14 protein-coding genes are annotated in these 16,008 nt (G+C 57.5%); 5 read left to right on the forward strand and 9 right to left on the reverse strand.

What is annotated here, in order from left to right; genetic code table 11:
- The first annotated feature begins 34 nt into the window (after nt 1-34).
- The gene (locus NBG89_RS20840) at nt 35-811 is read left to right on the forward strand and encodes a protocatechuate 3,4-dioxygenase (protein WP_431324027.1); all 777 of its coding nucleotides are present in this window, start codon (nt 35-37) and stop codon (nt 809-811) included.
- 11 nt (nt 812-822) lie between these two features.
- Nucleotides 823-1,161 carry a hypothetical protein gene (locus NBG89_RS20845; protein ID WP_431324028.1) on the forward strand — a complete coding sequence of 113 codons (339 nt, stop codon included), beginning with the start codon at nt 823-825 and terminating at the stop codon, nt 1,159-1,161.
- Nucleotides 1,162-1,529: 368 nt separating this feature from the next.
- Here NBG89_RS20845 and NBG89_RS20850 read toward each other — a convergent pair whose 3' ends face one another.
- The 8 genes from NBG89_RS20850 to NBG89_RS20885 all read right to left on the reverse strand — a co-directional run bounded on the left by NBG89_RS20850 (nt 1,530) and on the right by NBG89_RS20885 (nt 10,850).
- A complete protein-coding gene (locus tag NBG89_RS20850) occupies nt 1,530-2,123 on the reverse strand; it encodes a TadE/TadG family type IV pilus assembly protein (RefSeq protein ID WP_431324029.1) in 594 nt (197 codons plus the stop codon).
- A complete protein-coding gene (locus NBG89_RS20855) occupies nt 2,123-2,632 on the reverse strand; it encodes a TadE/TadG family type IV pilus assembly protein (protein WP_431324030.1) in 510 nt (169 codons plus the stop codon). The genes NBG89_RS20850 and NBG89_RS20855 overlap by 1 nt, the downstream gene beginning before the upstream one ends.
- A gap of 10 nt (nt 2,633-2,642) precedes the next feature.
- The gene (locus NBG89_RS20860) at nt 2,643-4,061 is read right to left on the reverse strand and encodes a pilus assembly protein TadG-related protein (protein WP_431324031.1); all 1,419 of its coding nucleotides are present in this window, start codon (nt 4,059-4,061) and stop codon (nt 2,643-2,645) included.
- Between the two features lie 348 nt (nt 4,062-4,409).
- Entirely contained in the window at nt 4,410-6,536 is a 2,127-nt protein-coding gene (locus NBG89_RS20865) for a bifunctional diguanylate cyclase/phosphodiesterase (protein WP_431324032.1), read from the reverse strand.
- A gap of 528 nt (nt 6,537-7,064) precedes the next feature.
- On the reverse strand, nt 7,065-7,331 hold the full coding sequence (locus NBG89_RS20870) for a hypothetical protein (RefSeq protein WP_431324033.1): 267 nt from the start codon (nt 7,329-7,331) through the stop codon (nt 7,065-7,067).
- Between the two features lie 128 nt (nt 7,332-7,459).
- Nucleotides 7,460-9,118 carry a methyl-accepting chemotaxis protein gene (locus NBG89_RS20875; protein WP_431324034.1) on the reverse strand — a complete coding sequence of 553 codons (1,659 nt, stop codon included), beginning with the start codon at nt 9,116-9,118 and terminating at the stop codon, nt 7,460-7,462.
- Between the two features lie 576 nt (nt 9,119-9,694).
- The gene (locus NBG89_RS20880) at nt 9,695-10,276 is read right to left on the reverse strand and encodes a helix-turn-helix transcriptional regulator (protein WP_431324035.1); all 582 of its coding nucleotides are present in this window, start codon (nt 10,274-10,276) and stop codon (nt 9,695-9,697) included.
- A gap of 283 nt (nt 10,277-10,559) precedes the next feature.
- Complete coding sequence (locus tag NBG89_RS20885) at nt 10,560-10,850, reverse strand: hypothetical protein (protein ID WP_431324609.1); 291 nt, start codon at nt 10,848-10,850, stop codon at nt 10,560-10,562.
- Between NBG89_RS20885 and NBG89_RS20890 the strand changes: the two genes are divergently transcribed.
- The 3 genes from NBG89_RS20890 (at nt 10,829) to NBG89_RS20900 (ending at nt 13,977) form a co-directional block, all read left to right on the forward strand.
- Nucleotides 10,829-11,728, forward strand: coding sequence for an AraC family transcriptional regulator (locus NBG89_RS20890; RefSeq protein WP_431324593.1), 900 nt, complete (start codon nt 10,829-10,831; stop codon nt 11,726-11,728). The two genes, NBG89_RS20885 and NBG89_RS20890, sit on opposite strands and share 22 nt — an antisense overlap.
- A gap of 117 nt (nt 11,729-11,845) precedes the next feature.
- Entirely contained in the window at nt 11,846-12,841 is a 996-nt protein-coding gene (locus NBG89_RS20895; protein WP_431324036.1) for an AraC family transcriptional regulator, read from the forward strand.
- Between the two features lie 224 nt (nt 12,842-13,065).
- Nucleotides 13,066-13,977 (forward strand): alpha/beta hydrolase, encoded by a 912-nt coding sequence (locus NBG89_RS20900; protein ID WP_431324037.1) that lies wholly within the window; start codon nt 13,066-13,068, stop codon nt 13,975-13,977.
- Nucleotides 13,978-13,980: 3 nt separating this feature from the next.
- On the opposite strand, the gene NBG89_RS20905 is transcribed toward NBG89_RS20900, so the two are convergent.
- Nucleotides 13,981-15,984 carry a CocE/NonD family hydrolase gene (locus NBG89_RS20905; RefSeq protein WP_431324038.1) on the reverse strand — a complete coding sequence of 668 codons (2,004 nt, stop codon included), beginning with the start codon at nt 15,982-15,984 and terminating at the stop codon, nt 13,981-13,983.
- Nucleotides 15,985-16,008 lie beyond the last annotated feature (24 nt).

Below are 16,008 nucleotides of genomic sequence, written 5' to 3' on the forward strand. Positions count from 1 at the left end.
TACACGATTTTCCGCCAGGATTGGACGGGACCGAATGAAGAGACGAACTATTATCCTTGGCGGAGCTGCGATCGCCGCTACATCCCTAGCCGGCGTATCTCTGTGGCCACATCGGCAGCGAGCCATTGCTGCTCAACGCTTCGACTGGAAGGGAAGCGATTTTCTGAGTGGCGGCACCAGGGCCGTGGATCTGGCGACACTGCCGGCGCCTGTGTTTCGCAGCCACCCGAATTGCATCGTCACCGCCGCCCAGACACTTGGACCCTGTCACGTCAACGACGTTCCCGAGCGTCAGGACGTGTCGGAAGGCAAGGTTGGCCTGCCGATGCGCATGGCGCTCAGGATCGTCCATGCCGACGACTGCCGGCCGATCGAAAATGCAGCTGTCGAAATCTGGCATACCGACCATCGTGGCATCTATTCCGGCCGCGAGGCGGCCGAGATGTGTACCAGCGGTGACTTGGAAGCGCTGAGTGGCCTTGCGTTTCGCGGGCGGCAGCTGACGAATTCAACAGGGCAGGCCACATTCCTGACGACTTATCCAGGTTGGTACCAGGGACGCACGTCGCATATCCATTGTCGGATCCTCGCCGACGGCAAGGAGCTGCTGGTCAGTCAGCTTTATTTCGACGATACGCTGAACGACATCGTCTATGACCAGCATCCCGATTATGTCGGGCGACCGGCGCGTGATACCCGCAATAGCGACGATGGCATCATACCGGCCGATGCCGCCAATCACATTTTCGATTTCGAAAAGATCGACAGGGGTGTCCTCTCAGCAACGATCACGATCGGATTTTCCTCGTGAGGCATCTCGGGGTGGCAAGCCTGTTCCCTGTTCCTCCGGATAACCGGCAGCCAGAAACTGCAGTCTGGTGGTCCAGAAACCTGGGCGGGTTCGAAACGCGCCGGGCTCTAATCCAGTCTCCCATTACCGGCTTGGCCTTCTTTGCAACCGCTTTGGCCAGATCGTTCACTCGTTCTTCTGCCGCCGTCTATCAGGCTCCAATCCGTAAATTACATCAGCCAGGAGAAAAAACCTTGTCCCCACAAGAAAAGCGGTTGCGGGTTATCCGTCAGATCGTGATTTTCGGCATTGTGTTGATCGCTTTCTTGGGCTTTGCAGCTTACCGCATAAAGACGGGCAATTTTGGGTAGCCTTCTGTTGGACCAACTGCAGGCGCTATGATGGGGATGCTTCCAAGGAAATAATCTGGCCGGAGTCCTTGACCGTCGCGCCCTCTTTTTTTTAAGGCCTACCCCCTTCACGCTAAGGCCCAGAATAGATCGCGATCTTGTGATAACTCTCGAATGCCCTGTTGCCTTGCGGTGCAGGCGCGAGCCCGATCAAACGGCTCCCCGGGGCCCGCTTTCTTCCGCGAGTATCGTCACGACCACCGTACCCATATGTTGCCATTGAAGTCTGCAAACGCAGCCGGATTTGTTGCACGATCCCTTTGTCGTCCGTCCTGACGTCAATGGCGAATTCGGCAGTGTCCAGGAGCGATCGATTGTTCAGCAGTGGGTCAAGTTTTCAGTGCAACAGAATCCTGAATACGCGGCCGCATGATATAGTTCTTGCTATAGTGGTACGAGGTCATCCCGGTGATGCTCTCAAGCAAACTGGAAAACGGCGTGGTCAGCGTATAGGTGGCATTGACGGCGATCAGCTGCACGTCGGCGCTCGCAACCTCCGAGGGGATATCAACCGGCGATGCGGCACCCTTCGACAACGCAGTCGTATTGTAGGCCTGCGCCCAATCCACGCTCGCTGCCAAATTGCTGTCAATGTCGACGACGGCCAGTTGGATGGTGAGGTCGCTCGTATCGAACGGCTCGATGATGCTTGCAGCACCTACAATGATGGCGTTTACGTCGGCTTCCTTCCATGTCGCCTTTTGAGAAATCATATCACCAAGGGTGGCGGCAATCTGGTTCATCTTGCGGTTAACAAGGAGCGCCTGGCCAAGATCGACCGTACCGGCAAGCAGGACGATCATTATTGGAAAGACTATAACGAACTCGATTGCCGAGGCGCCGCTCCCGTTGCGCAGGAATTTGCGCGAAATGCGGGTCAGTCGCGCTAGCAGGGGCGATGGCGTGTGTTTTGCCTGAGGCATCAAAACGGCTCGTTCTTGAAGAGTTCGGCAGCACCTAGGACGTATCTTCCATCGTCCAGCTTGCTCGATGAATAACTGTAGTAGTGCACGACGGGATCCCAGGGAAGAAATGCCTGGATAAGCACGTAGTCGCCGGCACCACCAATATCGAAGTCCTCGGATACTGATAGCGTCCCATCGGCTATCCCCGAGATGCGTGTAACCGAATTCATGTCCGTGATGACCGTTGCCCTTACCAGCAAACTGTTTGAGCAATCAAAGTAATAGGAGAGTTCGCTGCACAGGGTCGCCTTGAATTTGCTGAGATCCCATCGATCGGCCGTCGCAGTCCCCACACGCACCTGTCGGGCAGTTTTGTGCAAGGCTCTATCGAGACCTGCATCGACGAAACACATTACGGCAATCTCGATTATGGCGAAGATCACGAGGAAAAAAGGAAGAGCGAGGATGGCGAACTCAATCGCAGCAGCACCCTGCCGGTTTCCGGCGAAACGCCGTAGGATTAACATCTGAGCAACTCTATTGAGTGAGCCGGACACTGGTCAGGTATTGTTGAAAGAGTGAGGATAGTCCGGATTCGATTTCATTCGAATCCGATGCCGAAAGGAACAAGTCTTCCGACGATGCACAATCCTTGAGAGCATAGGGAATGTAGTCACGTCTCGTCGTGCTGCTTGAAACATCCGAGCGCATCGTGCCGCCCCAGATCGAGGCAAAGCCGCTGGATTTCATCGTTTCGCCAACGGTCATGTTGTAGCCCCAGTCCTTGGGAATCGACAGATATTCAGTATAGAGGACACCGATCGTGACAGCGCTTGTCTTCATCGCGTCGCACCACTTCGGATTGAGTGGCGAGACTTTGAGCTGATAGGGAAAGTAACTGGAATCGAAGTGGATACAGGTCGAACCTGACCATTGCGTGCACAACCATTTTTTCTTGGGATTGTTAATCACCCAGTCGCGGGTCGACTGAACACCGTCGGTCAGCAGGAGCACCAGTTTCAAGGGCTGCGACGCACTGCTGCCGTCGCCGGCCGTCCCGACAAGCGAGGCCATCTTGGCAAGCGCCACATCGAAATAGGTCGCGTCCTCGGACGTTGCGCTATTGAGCTTCATGGAATCGGTCGAAAGATATTTCAGCGCCGTCGCCGTCGAATAGGTTGGAGCAAGAACCTCGGTGGCGGTCGCACCGATCGTATAAAGGCCGACCTTGACATGGCTGCTCGATTTATTCGCGCTATCGATCATGGTGAGGACTTCTTTGACTGCGGCGACAGATACATCGGCGCGCAGGGTTATCCCCATTGCCTTGGACAGGTCGTAGACATTGCTGTACTTCGTCCCCTTGTACGTAAAGCTCTGCCCCTCATCGGTGTGGCAGGCAAATTCGCAGCTTGCAGCACTGTTTCTCAGTGAGGTTTGGCCAGCAGTCGTCGCGGCAAGCAGCATCGAGGCCGACTTATCCAGTACGACATAGACATTCATGAACGAAGTCGCAGGCCCCGCCACTGACGACGCCACGGAGACGTTCACCGTATCGATGTTGGCAAGGCGCATAAAGGTCGTGGCGACACTCGCCGCGGCAACAGCCTGGATTGACTTGTTCGTCTTGCTGATTTTGATGTTGCTTCCAGAAAGCGAATATTTGCTGCTATCAAGGTCGGTTTGGGCCGCAAACCAAGTCTCCACCTTCTTCTGGATCTTGTCCTCGTCCAAAGTGTCGACCTCCTTGATGGCGGCGAGCAGCGCAGCATCAAGATCACTCTGCATCTTTGCCTGGACGTTATAGGCTCGAACGTAGTCAATGCTCGCGCCAACCGCGAGCAGCATTGGTACCAGAACCAGGGCGAAGGAGATCGCGACGTTGCCGTTGCTGCTGTGCAGCAGCGCTGCCCACGTGGTCGAGCGAACTTTGCTCCAGACGTGTTTGAGTTTCACTATGCCACCAGCCCCCGGGTTCTAGATGGCGGGCATGCTGGGGGCGAAGGCTTATGCGCAGGTTAATGAAAGTTTCGCGGCGAATCCAAATTGCGCATCCCTAGCCAGATCGCGCAGTATTCGTTGCTAGCAGGCCTGCATTGCCTAGGACTAAGCCACAGCGCCTGGTCCAGCCTTGCGACGTCCAAGGAGAATACAGCAGCGGATCTGATGACCAAGCAAGATGCCTTGATGTCCGGTCAACGGGCAAAGAAGCGTTTCGGCAAGGCTCCTTGATTCAGTCCGCCATGCCGAGCGGCCTTCCGGTGTACAATCGCTCGAAGTCGATAAAGATGGATGGCTTGGAGCTCACGCAGCGGTCGCTTGCTGGCGCAGCCTGTCTTGAACCTCGCCGGCAGACATCGGTTTTCCGACCAGATAGCCCTGAAACTGGTCGCAGCCGGAATCTCGCAAGATCTCCGCCTGACGACGGGTTTCGATGCCCTCGGCCGTCACGGGAATATCGAGCGCGATTGCCAAAGCAATCGTCGCGCGCAGCACATCGGCGCCGTTTGCATTTTCCTCAAGGCCGGCGACAAGCGATCGATCAATTTTCATGCGATCGAATCCGAACTGACGCAATGCACCGATACTTGCATAGCCGCAGCCGAAATCATCAAGCGCGAATTTGATGCCGATCTGCCTGAGCTGGTCTATGGAGCGACGTGCTTGATCGGGATTTGTCATCAACACACCTTCCGTTATCTCCAGCGTCAGACGGCCGGGATCAAAATCGAACTCCCGAAGGACCGAAGTCACTTGCGCGGCAAAATCGGGATTGCAGAGCTGGATTGGCGAGACGTTGACCGACAGGCTGAGCTGGGGCCAGTTCTTTGCGTGACGGATCGACGTCTTCAGCATGTGGACACCGAGCGCGTCGATAAGCCCCGATCTTTCGGCAAGCGGGATGAAAACCTCCGGACTGATCTCTCCGGCGGCATTTTGCCAGCGCGCCAGAGCCTCAAGGCCGATAATGGAGCCGGTCGAGGCGGAGACAAGAGGCTGGAAAACAGGCTCTATCGCTCCGTCGCCGATAGCACTTCTCAATTCACTTTCCAGTTCGGCGACACGCTGGCGCTCGCGATCCAACTCGACGTCATAGGCAACCGCCTGGCCCTTGCCATTTTCCTTGGCGCGATAAAGTGCCATGTCGGCTCTGCGAAGCAGCTCCAGGGGCGTTGTGCTGCCAGTCCGTGCTGCTATGCCGATGCTGGCACCGACTTCAATCGTTCGCCCGCCAATTTTGAAGGGGTCGACAAAGAGCCGGAGAATGGATTCCTCTATCTCGCGGTGGGGTGCAGATCCGAATTGCAGCAGTGCAAACTCATCACCGCCAAGTCTTGCCGAAGCAAGGATTTCAGGATGACAGTTTTGTAGCGCCTTCGCCACGATATGGATCAGCTCGTCACCAACCGCATGCCCCCAGGCGTCATTGACGGCCTTGAAGCCATCGAGGTCGATCAAGTAGAGCGACGCGGCCGGACCCGCGCTGTCCGATTGCTCCAATTTATTGAGGAGGCCGTGTCTGTTAAGCAAACCGCTCAGACTGTCATGGCTTGCTTCAAAGCGCGCCCCCTCGGCGAGACGATGGAGACGTCGGGCCTCAGACGCACCGGCAAGCAAGACCCCTCCCAGAAATAACACAAGGATAACACCGGCGGCGGCCACGTAGGGAGAGACCTTGCGAAACACGGCACTTCCTGGCGCTTTGCTTGGCCAGACGAGATAAGCAATGGTGGCGCCATCCATGTCTTTGATCGGAGCGTTCAGCAAGCCGGGTTCGGGCGTCGACTGGAGCCGCAGCCCCTCAAGCTCGTGCTCGTTTGAGAGCATGTCGATCACAGTCGGCGTAAGTTCCTTGTAAAAGCTCAGCACGCTGAGCAACGAAAGCTCGTCAGTTGCTTCAAAGGGTTGGATCGCCTGCGTCGCCACCAACGCGATGCCGGTTTCGGTCCGGAAGAAGTTGAGCAAAGGTGCGGATTGAGGATGGGCGGCGGCCTTGATCTGCCGATCGAACGCCTTCCCGAAATATTCCAGCGGTTGAAACGGATTGCCCTTCGAATAGGATGATATGGCACGACCGTCGGGTCCGATCACGATCGCGCCGTCATAGAGTGGATAATCGGCGCTCGTTTTTCCCCAATTCTCATAGGCCCAGTCCGCAGCCGCGGGAGAGCCAACGGCGGAATAGGCGTCGTCCCAGACCGCGTTGTCCTTGGTGGTCGCATCCAGTTGGGTCGCAAGAGCGGTGAGGGCCGCTCGCGCGGCTCGCTCCGCTCGAGCATCGTCGATTTCATTTGCCGACTGGGTCATTGTCGTGACGACGTGCGCCACGAGCCCGGTAAGCAACAGGGCAATCACAAGAAAGCAGACTGTTGTAGTGATGATGGAAGACGTTTGGGCACGAATACGCCCGGCTGCGAAGGTCGACGACATCAGGGCTCCGCGAATGGGATTGGAAGGTCATGCCTTAGAGACGGCAGGAGACATCATGTCCGCAACGCGCTGCATTCAAGCCGCTAGCGCCGATGCCATAAGGCATGCTTAACATCCGCCGCATATGCCTCGAAGGTGCGCCTTCCCCCGACAAATTATGCGTTATGCGGCTAGGCATTGCGCTATCTGGCCAACTCGTCGCGAAGCGAATGCGGTCGAACCTCTGTATCTCTTCCCGACACCTGGCTTGTTGACAAATGTGATCTCGACGGACATCGACGATGCCGCAGCAACCATGTTGCCTCTGCGCGCTTCGACATTGGATGAGAAGTCCTGGCGGGCAGTTTTCCCAAGGGGGACTGAGCCGGTAGTGCGACCCGCCCATCGAGGGATGGTTCGATGGGCGGGTGCTATATGAAGCTGTTGACCCTCATGGTCGTCACGCTTGCCGTTTGAGGTTGCTGGCTCGGGCGTCGAAGTTCAATGCTTTTGGCGACGGCACGCTTCACGATGCTCGAATTTCGTCGCCTATTGTATATCTTTTGCGCCTATCGGATATCGCTTCGGTCCTGCCGGGCCCGATGATGCCGGTTGGCGCATGGTCGCAGCCTCCAGCTGCAGATGAGCGGGAAGGTTGGATTTCGTCAGCTCCTCCAGAATGGCGGTCAGTCGGGTAAAGACGAGCTGGATCTCGCTGCGGGCATCTTCCATCTTTCGCAACGAATTGGCCCCATCGCTACCAAGCCCTGAAACTCCGGAAGTCTGATTGAGTGGAAAAGCGACAATATTGCTCATTGAAATTCCTGTATCTGAAATGCCCGAACTCTATCCGAGCGCAAACACACTTCTGCTCAAGGCGACGGAGAGCGCGGCTCTCCAGCGCTTTGTGCTCAGGCTGCAAACAAGGGATGGTGGAAGGAACGTCAGAACGCTTCCCAACCGTCGGTGGCGACGGCGGCATTTCCATCAGCGGGGTACGCTCTGGCGATCTTGGCCCTGAGTTCGCGTGCGGGTGAATTGGACGAATGCGCCATCGCAGCGCCCTGGCGTTGCGATGCATGCGGCGCAGAGCCTTTGCCGATATTGAATTCGCTAAGCATCGCCGCGATGCGGCTGACCTCCTGGACCAGCGTATGACTTGCGGCGGTCGACTGCTCGACCATGGCCGCATTCTGTTGCGTCCCCTGATCCATGGTGTTGACGGCTGTGTTGATTTCCTGGAGCGCCGTTGCCTGCTCGCGGGCCGCCTCGACGATGGCACCGATATGCCGGTCGATCTCCTTGACTTCCTCGACGATCACCGTCAGCGCTTCACCGGTCGCCCCAACCAGCGAGACGCCGGACTTGACCTGTTCGCCCGAGTTGTTGATCAGCTCCTTGATTTCTTTTGCTGCCTTGGCGGAGCGCTGCGCGAGTTCGCGCACCTCCTGGGCGACAACGGCGAAACCCTTGCCGGCTTCGCCCGCGCGTGCGGCCTCAACCCCGGCATTGAGAGCCAAAAGATTGGTCTGGAAGGCGATTTCGTCAATCACGCCGATGATGTTCGAGATCTCGCGTGACGAGGTATCGATGGCGCCCATCGCGCCAACGGCTTGCCGGACGATTTCGCCGGATTTCTCCGCACCCATGCGGGCCTTGGCAACGAGTTGGCCGGCTTCTTCCGCACGCCGGCTCGAATCCTTGACGGTCGTGGTGATTTCCTCGAGAGCTGCTGCTGTTTCTTCGATCGACGCTGCCTGCTGCTCGGTGCGTTTGGAAAGATCGTCGGACGCAGAGCGGATCTCTTGCGATCCTGCATGAATTTGCGAAGCAGCGTCACTGATCCGGTCGATTGTGCCGGAGAGCTGCTCCAGCGCGGAATTGAAGTCGTTACGCAGCGCGTCGTAGGCTTCCGGCAGATCGTCAGCAATACGGTAGCTTACATCTTTGCTGGCGATCGCGGCCATGGCTTTGCCGAAACTGTCCGAGACGAGCCGTCTTTCGGCATCGATAGCTTCAGCCTGCGCCTTCTGCTTTGCGATCTCTGCCTCGTCAATATAGACGGAAATGGCGAGGTCCATGTCGAGCAAGACAGCCTTTACGAGACTTGAGAGCGCGTTGCCGAAGTCGGCAGGCTTCATCGACTTCTTCGAGAACATTCCGCCTTTTGGGAACATTTCCTCGATCGCACTGCGGATCAGGTGATCGAGGATAATGGCATAGCCGCCAATATACCATTGAGGCTCAAGGCCGATCCGGGCGTGAACCGTGCCGATCGTCCGGACCTTTCCGACATAGTCTTCGTTGAAGTTGCCGTCGGAAATATTCACCCAATGGCCCATCTGCGCACCCTTGGCCCGGGAAATGTGCTCGTCGGAAGAGAAGAAGCGTTTCACCTCGGGGCTCTTGCGAAGCTGGGTGTAGAACTTGTCGAGCCCGTGCGGCAGCTCACGTTCGATCAAGGTTTTCAAGGACCGGATGCTGGCGCGGCCTTCACCATCGAGTTGCATGAACTCCAAGCGGCGCTCGATGTTCTGGTTTTTCGCCGGTGCCGCGGCCAACCCGTGGTTATGACCGGCACGTGCATGAGAATGGTTCGACATTATACCCTCTGAGAAGTAAGGTTTCTAAAATAATGATGTGCGCTATTGCGCTCCGAGACCCGCCTTCATGGCGCTAAAAGGTACAGACCGAACCTTATCGGGTAGCCCCCAATTCGGGGTTGTATGGTTTACAAGAAGTAAATGCTTGAATGCCGCACAACTTATGTTGCGCATGGTGGATAGCCACTTCGCGTTCCGTATATTTGGATTGCTGTCAGCGGCCGAGCCGAGCCTGCGTTCGGTGCACGAACCGAGTCGGTATCAATACCGGGCGGGTCTTCACTCTCGCCTTGGCTGGTTGATGCGGAAGCTGGGACGATTCGCTTGGCGGCATCGATGTGAGGCAATCGCCCATCAAGACGAGCCACATCCCCACGCTTGCGAGGGGCGTCGCCACCTTCGTCCCCTTGACGGACAGCATGTCGGAAGCCGGGAGGCGTGTGGTTGCCGCTATTGCCGTCGGATGAACCGAAGGCCACACATAACAGTTACGCGCTGGGGCCGCCGGACTGTGTGTGCGTCGTCTCCGCAGCGCATAGCCGCGCCGTCGCCGGCTACGAACCCGGCTTGAGGACCTCAGTCGATCAGGCGCCTTCTGATCGCCTCGGCGACCGCTTGCAGGCGGTTGGATGCTCCAAGTTTTCGCGTTGCCGATTTGAGGTAGCTGTTGATTGTTTCCAATGCGTAGTCGGATGCATTGGAGATCTCTTCACTTGTCAGACCCCGGCCGGCCATTTCCAGGCAAAGAAGTTCGCCCTTGGTGAGGCGAAGCTGGTCGGCAGCAAATCTGTCCATGATAGGTTTGGTGATGGCAGTATGCACCGGTTCGGCCATCAAAGACAAAAACTCGCATTCGCCTTGTGTGAATGGCCGTGCATTTGTGAAGCAAACGGCGCCGTAAACGGTGTCTTTCCTGGACAATGGAAACAAGATTCTGTTTCGAACACCGTGGGCGCGGGAAAGATAAACCAATCTCTGCGGCGGCGAGATCAGATCGAAAGCCTCTTCCTCGGTGTAGGTCGTCTTCTTGGTCTTGCCCACAGCAACCAATGGGTCTTGCGGACTCATCTTTTCTGCAAAATAGGCTTCAATGTAATGCGGAGGCATGTCCGTGTCGATCGACTGGCTGCTACCGAATTCGTAGCCTTCCAGATCCAAACCGCCGATGGTCAGGTACTCGAATGAAACAGCCTTCCGCAGTCTGTCGACGAGCGCGTTGTCGCGCAGCCGTCGGACCGTTGGAACCGAAGACAGGTCAGCGTAGCTTTTGATGTCACCTACACGGTCATTGAAGGCCATCGCGATCCCTTTGATAACCAAGTGGCTCACGATTCTGGCGAGGAACAGTTAAGAGAGCACTATCGTCATAAGCAAGAATTCCCATCAATAACCCGCTGTACTCGTTTGCCGCTCCGGGTTTGATTAATTTTAATCATACTTATTACCATTTTTTACCAATCGTTAATCGGTCTACCCCAATTTTTGGATCGTCGATGAGGCTGATCGACGTCAGCTCTGACGCGATGACAGCTTTGAGGTGATCTGAGGTACGTGCCTGATCACGAGCTTCGGGTGTTTTTGAGGTCACGAATGTCCATAAATGCCCATACGCGCTCCAGCGGTGGTCCAAGCCAGCATCAAGCAATCCAAAGCGTGTCATTTCGCGAAACGACGCATAGTGGAACAAATCCGGACGAGCTCTCACAAGCATTGTCGACGTCGCAGTCACCACTCAAGGTTATCGCGCAATGCAGTGGACCTACCGCATTCCGCTGCAATTTCGTATCGGCGGGACAGATCGTTTTGGCAGATTGCGCTTACGAAGGGACATTTCTCGTAAAGCGCGAGGCGCCGTTTGAAAAAGTGCTTGTTTTTCTGCCCCTGCAAGGAAACGCCTCCTTCGACTACGGGCGGGAGGAGATACACTCAATTCCCGGCCGCGCTGCAATCTTGGAGGCAAGCCGTAACACAGGTGCCCGTCTGGTTGGTCCCCGCCGTCATCTCGGTCTGTTCATTGATCAGGCGGTAATTGCCAACCACCTGACCCAAATGCTTGAGCGCACGGTCGGCGGCGATCTCGACATTCATCCTCACATCGACCTGACGGCCGGTGCTGGGCTTGCATTGATGCAGCTTGTGCAGAACCTTCATCGTGGTCTGAGCGACAGTGGACCCCTGCAACGCTCGCCATTGGCTTTCAGCTCTCTCTGCGACGCTGCCATCTACCTCCTTCTGGAGAACTGTCCCAATCGATATTCAAATGAGCTCGAACGAGCCGCTCCGGCACCGGCCCCGCGCCATGTAAAATGGGCAGTCGACTTCATGCAGGAGCATAAGGCGGAGCCGATTTCGCTCGTCGATATCGCGATTGCAGCCAAGGTGAGCGTTCGAACCCTGCAGCAGGGCTTTAGGCAATTCAGAAACACGAGCCCGATGTCATATCTGCATGAAATTCGGTTGGTTGCCGCCCATCGCGATTTGCTCGAGGCCGGTACGAAACCGGTCGTCGCCGACATTGCCCTCAAATGGGGATTTACGCATTTCGGGCGATTTGCTGCCGAATACAAAAAGCGTTTCGGGCATCTGCCATCGCAAACCCTGAAGCGCTGAGGTTTTATGGATCACGCCAGTATGGCACGAAATTTGTTTGTCTTGCGTTGGCTTCTGAGTGCGGAACGACGCGGTTTTACGTGTTCAGTCCTCGTGTATTCCATGTGGTGATTTTGCATGCCAGATAATGTCCCGCGCGATTTCTTGCCGCGCTATCAAGGATCATCTTTCGAGCAGATGGTCGAAACATTCAAAGGGAGTTTCGGCCCTTTTGCTGCATCGCCTGCTAAATCGGCCCGAAACTTCCACTGGAAAAGTGATTTCTGTTCCGATGGTACAGCTACGCTGATTACCTCCCATTTTGCGTCCGAGTGGTCCGCAAGCGCCGAACCTGAGACGCCACAATGGCTGTCGATCATGTTTCCTCGCAGCGGCGCCATCAATGTCGCTCTCGGCCGAGAGATATTTGAGGGCACACCAGGAAAGCTCCTTCTGGCGGCCAATCATGAGGCGGAACGCTTTTTTGTAAGGGGAGAACCCCATCTGTCAGACGTGCTTCGCCTGAACTGGACAATGATTGTGCGGAAATTTGCCGCTATATTGGACACGCCGTTGGTGGGCGCCTTGGAGCTTTCGCCTGTGGTTGATCTCTCCACTGCGTCCGGCCAGTTGATCGGGCGCCTGGCCCAGACGATCATTGTTGGCATGCGTGACGATGGGCCACTGTTGCATTCGCCGATCGCCATGTCGAATCTCACTGACGCGTTTGCGGACCTGATGCTGCGATCAATCCCGCATCGCTTCTCCCATCTCCTGGACAAGAAAACGTCTTTGATCGCGCCATGGCATGTGCGCCAAGCCATTGAGTATATGCAGGTAAATATTGCCCGGCCGGTTTCCATGCAAACGGTCGCGGAGGAGATCGGTATTTCCGTTCGTGCGCTTGAAACCGGCTTTCGGGCCTTCCGAGCAACGACGCCGGCAGCCTTTCTACGAACCATGCGGCTACGAGCGGCTCGAGACGATCTGCTCGATCCGTCAAACCGGCAATCGGTACGAGACATATGCCTGAAGTGGGGCTTCTTTCATTTCGGCCGCTTCTCTCAGCTTTATAAAGCCGCCTACGGAGAAGCCCCATCCGCAACTAAAAAAGGGCCCCGTGACGTCATTTGACGCTTCGTCGATCGGCCAGGCGGAGGAGCTCTTCGAGGGCCTATCCGATAAGACGGAAAATGCGCTCTTCGTATGGGGCGCCGGCATCTTGACCGTATTCACGTGCCCTGCGCGACATCAACGGGTCGCGACCAGACAGGTCGGTTTCATCACGAGGGCCTATGATCGGGCGTTGAGCTGGCGCGGACATGATCCGCTTGTCCCAAATCGCGAAAGGACCTTTCATGTCCGCCCAATCGCCTGTCCCCTCCGAAGAGGGCATTCTACAGTTTCTCGCGATCTGCGATGCCTTCTATCCGCCAGACGCTGTTGAAGCGCCGATTGAACAGCAGCGGGATTGGTACAACGCCCTTTGCGCACGGTTTGACCGCCCGCTGCCCGCCGAGATGACCTTTGCGGACGGCATGCTCCAGCGCATACCGATCCGGCGCTACCGTCCGCGGGATATCACCACGCCCACCACTCTGCTCTACCTGCATGGTGGCGGCTTCGTTGTAGGCTCACTTGATAGCCACAATGCAATCTGCGCCGAGATTGCTGATTATGCCGGCGCGGAACTCGTTTCCGTCGGTTACCGGCTAGCCCCCGAATATCGCTGGCCGGCTCAGACGGACGACGGCTTTGCCGTTTTAAAACATCTGCTTTGCGCCAACAAAAGGGTTGTGCTGATCGGCGACAGTGCCGGCGGCAATCTTGCGGCAGGCCTTGCATTGCGTGCACGCGGTGAGGGCATGCCGGGCGTCGTCGGCCAGGTCCTGATCTACCCGGCCCTCGGCGGAGACCTTGCCGCCGGCTCCTATGTCGAAATGGCAGCAGCTCCCGGCCTGACGACCGCGGATGTCGCCTATTACCGCGAGATTTTGCGGGCGCCGGCAGACAATGAGATCGCCGAGCCGCTAAAGGCATCTACCGTTACAGGACTGCCGCCGGCCTTCATCACGGTCGCGCATTTCGATCCACTGCGAGACGACGGCCGGCAATATGCCGCCCGACTAGCCGCTGAAGGCATTGAAGTTCGGTTCAGAGAAGAGCCACAGATGGTGCATGCCTGGCTGCGGGCCCGCCACATGAGCGATGGCGCGCGGGACGGCTTCCATGCCGTCTGCGAGGCCATCAGGCATTTTGCGACGGCCTGACGATCACATCAGGTCGCGCCCGATCCGTTTTTCCGCAAAGATCTTTTCGAAAATCTGCACGTCGTCTTCAAAGGCGCTGACAACGGCGCTGACGATCCACTCGGTCCCGGTGCACGCGATCCTCGCGGTCGCGACCGTCTGCACTGCCCAACCCGGGCGGTGCATGTCGCAGGTCCAGGTCGACGTGCCGGTCATCGACAGCGGATCATCCGGCGCAATCGACCAGACTTCTTTTCGCAATTGCCGCGTCGACAGGCCGGTCTGCGGATGCTCGTAAAGTCCGGTATCCTCATGGATGTGATACTCGGTTCGGTTGGCAGACAGGTCGCGGATGATCTGCCGCTTCGTTGCGCCAGCCGCACGCTCGGTATATTTCGGCAGCGGATCGGGGTTGGTCGGTTCCTTGATCTCGATTCGCCTAAACTCACCGAGCAAGGGCAGCGCCAGGCCGAGCGATGCGAGATCGATCTCGACCCCTTCATCTTCCGGCGGCGGCAGGATCATCGGCCAGTATGCGGTGGAAAGCGAAAGACGGATACGGTGACCCTTGCGGAAGCGATAACCGCAGGCATCGAGCACGAGGCGGACCGACACCTTCCTGCCTGGAACCAGTGGCGTGGGATCGGCATTGCCATCGCGGTGGGTGAGATTGACGACGCCGAAGGCGACACGCGTTGCCGTGCCATCCGGATGGACGTCGATGAGCCGGGCGCAGAGATTGCCACCTGTCGAGTGCGAGCGCAGCGCCAACGTAAGCACGGGCCGGCCGAGGTAATCGCAATCCCCGGCAAGCGGCATTGTCTCGAAGATCAGCGAGCCGGCATCGTCCGAGCGCTGGTCGATCGCCATTTCGGCGTCTGGCTTCAGCGTGAAATATTCGCCGGATGCCGTTCCCGTATCGAGCGGAGAGCGCAGATAGACCATATGATCGGGTGCATGTGGGATCGGCATGCCCTGCGTCAAACAGCCGAATTGCTCGACATGGAAGCATTCCATCTGCGGCGGCGACCAGACGTCCTTGGCGATCCAGAAGCCTGGATCGCTGTCGCGCCGCGCTGCGGGACGGACCGCATCGAGAATATAGGCGCGGGTCTGCGGCAACGCATCGATCCCATTATCTTCGCCGCGCAGCCATTTGTTCCACCAGGCGATGGCTTCGCCATGGAAATCCGCGCGGGGCTTCGGCCAGGCGAAGTGTGGATATTTGTGGACCCAGGGGCCGATCAGCGCCTTCGCCATGCTGCCGAGGCCCTCGAGCGCCATCAAAGGCGTGTTGCGGTAGCCGTCGGCCCAGCCGGCGATCACAAGTGTGGGGATCTCCACGCTCGAAAAATCCTCGCAAATCGAGCCGTGACGCCAAAAATCGTCGCGCCGCTGGTGCGCCAGCCACTTCTCCATCAGGAAGGGTTCGCCCTCCAGGCGCTCCAGCCACATCTCCTTCCAGCGCTCGCCGACAAGCGCGGGATCGGGTGGACGCGATTGATAGCCGAGCATGGTCGCCGCCCATGAAAGCTGTGCGGAAAGATGGCAGCCGTTCTTGTAGTGGATGTCGTCATTGTAGCGGTCGACGGTCGAGGCGATCGATATGACGGCCTTGAGCGCGGGCGGGCGCAACGCTGCGACCTGAAGGCTGTTGAAGCCGCCCCAGGAGATGCCCATCATGCCGACCGCGCCGTTCGACCATGGCTGTGCGGCGATCCAGGCGATCAGCTCACAGGCATTGGCAAGCTCGGTCGTCGTATATTCGCCATCGATGACGCCATCGGATTCTCCAGATCCGCGGATGTCGACGCGCACGCCAGCAATGCCTGCCGCCGCAAATACGGGATAGGTCGACTCGTCCCTAAGGCTGGTCCCGTCCCGCTTGCGATAGGGCAGGAATTCGAAGACGGCGGGAACCGGATCCTTTTCGGCGCCGTCTGGCATCCAGATACGCGCGGCAAGCCGCGTTCCATCCTTCAGGATAATCCATTCATTCTCGATGGTGGTGAAGCCGCGCGAAGTCATGCTCGTTCCCTTGGTGCACATTTC

The sequence above is a fragment of the Rhizobium sp. YTU87027 genome, from assembly GCF_050644135.1.
In the GTDB taxonomy this organism is placed as follows: domain Bacteria; phylum Pseudomonadota; class Alphaproteobacteria; order Rhizobiales; family Rhizobiaceae; genus Rhizobium.

Bases quoted from the DNA above. Each gene is read 5' to 3' on its own strand.
- NBG89_RS20840 (WP_431324027.1), top strand. From the start codon at position 35: ATGAAGAGACGAACTATTATCCTTGGCGGAGCTGCGATCGCCGCTACA.
- NBG89_RS20850 (WP_431324029.1), bottom strand. From the start codon at position 2,123: ATGCCTCAGGCAAAACACACGCCATCGCCCCTGCTAGCGCGACTGACC.
- NBG89_RS20855 (WP_431324030.1), bottom strand. From the start codon at position 2,632: ATGTTAATCCTACGGCGTTTCGCCGGAAACCGGCAGGGTGCTGCTGCG.
- NBG89_RS20865 (WP_431324032.1), bottom strand. From the start codon at position 6,536: ATGTCGTCGACCTTCGCAGCCGGGCGTATTCGTGCCCAAACGTCTTCC.
- NBG89_RS20870 (WP_431324033.1), bottom strand. From the start codon at position 7,331: ATGAGCAATATTGTCGCTTTTCCACTCAATCAGACTTCCGGAGTTTCA.
- NBG89_RS20875 (WP_431324034.1), bottom strand. From the start codon at position 9,118: ATGTCGAACCATTCTCATGCACGTGCCGGTCATAACCACGGGTTGGCC.
- NBG89_RS20895 (WP_431324036.1), top strand. From the start codon at position 11,846: ATGCCAGATAATGTCCCGCGCGATTTCTTGCCGCGCTATCAAGGATCA.
- NBG89_RS20900 (WP_431324037.1), top strand. From the start codon at position 13,066: ATGTCCGCCCAATCGCCTGTCCCCTCCGAAGAGGGCATTCTACAGTTT.
- NBG89_RS20905 (WP_431324038.1), bottom strand. From the start codon at position 15,984: ATGACTTCGCGCGGCTTCACCACCATCGAGAATGAATGGATTATCCTG.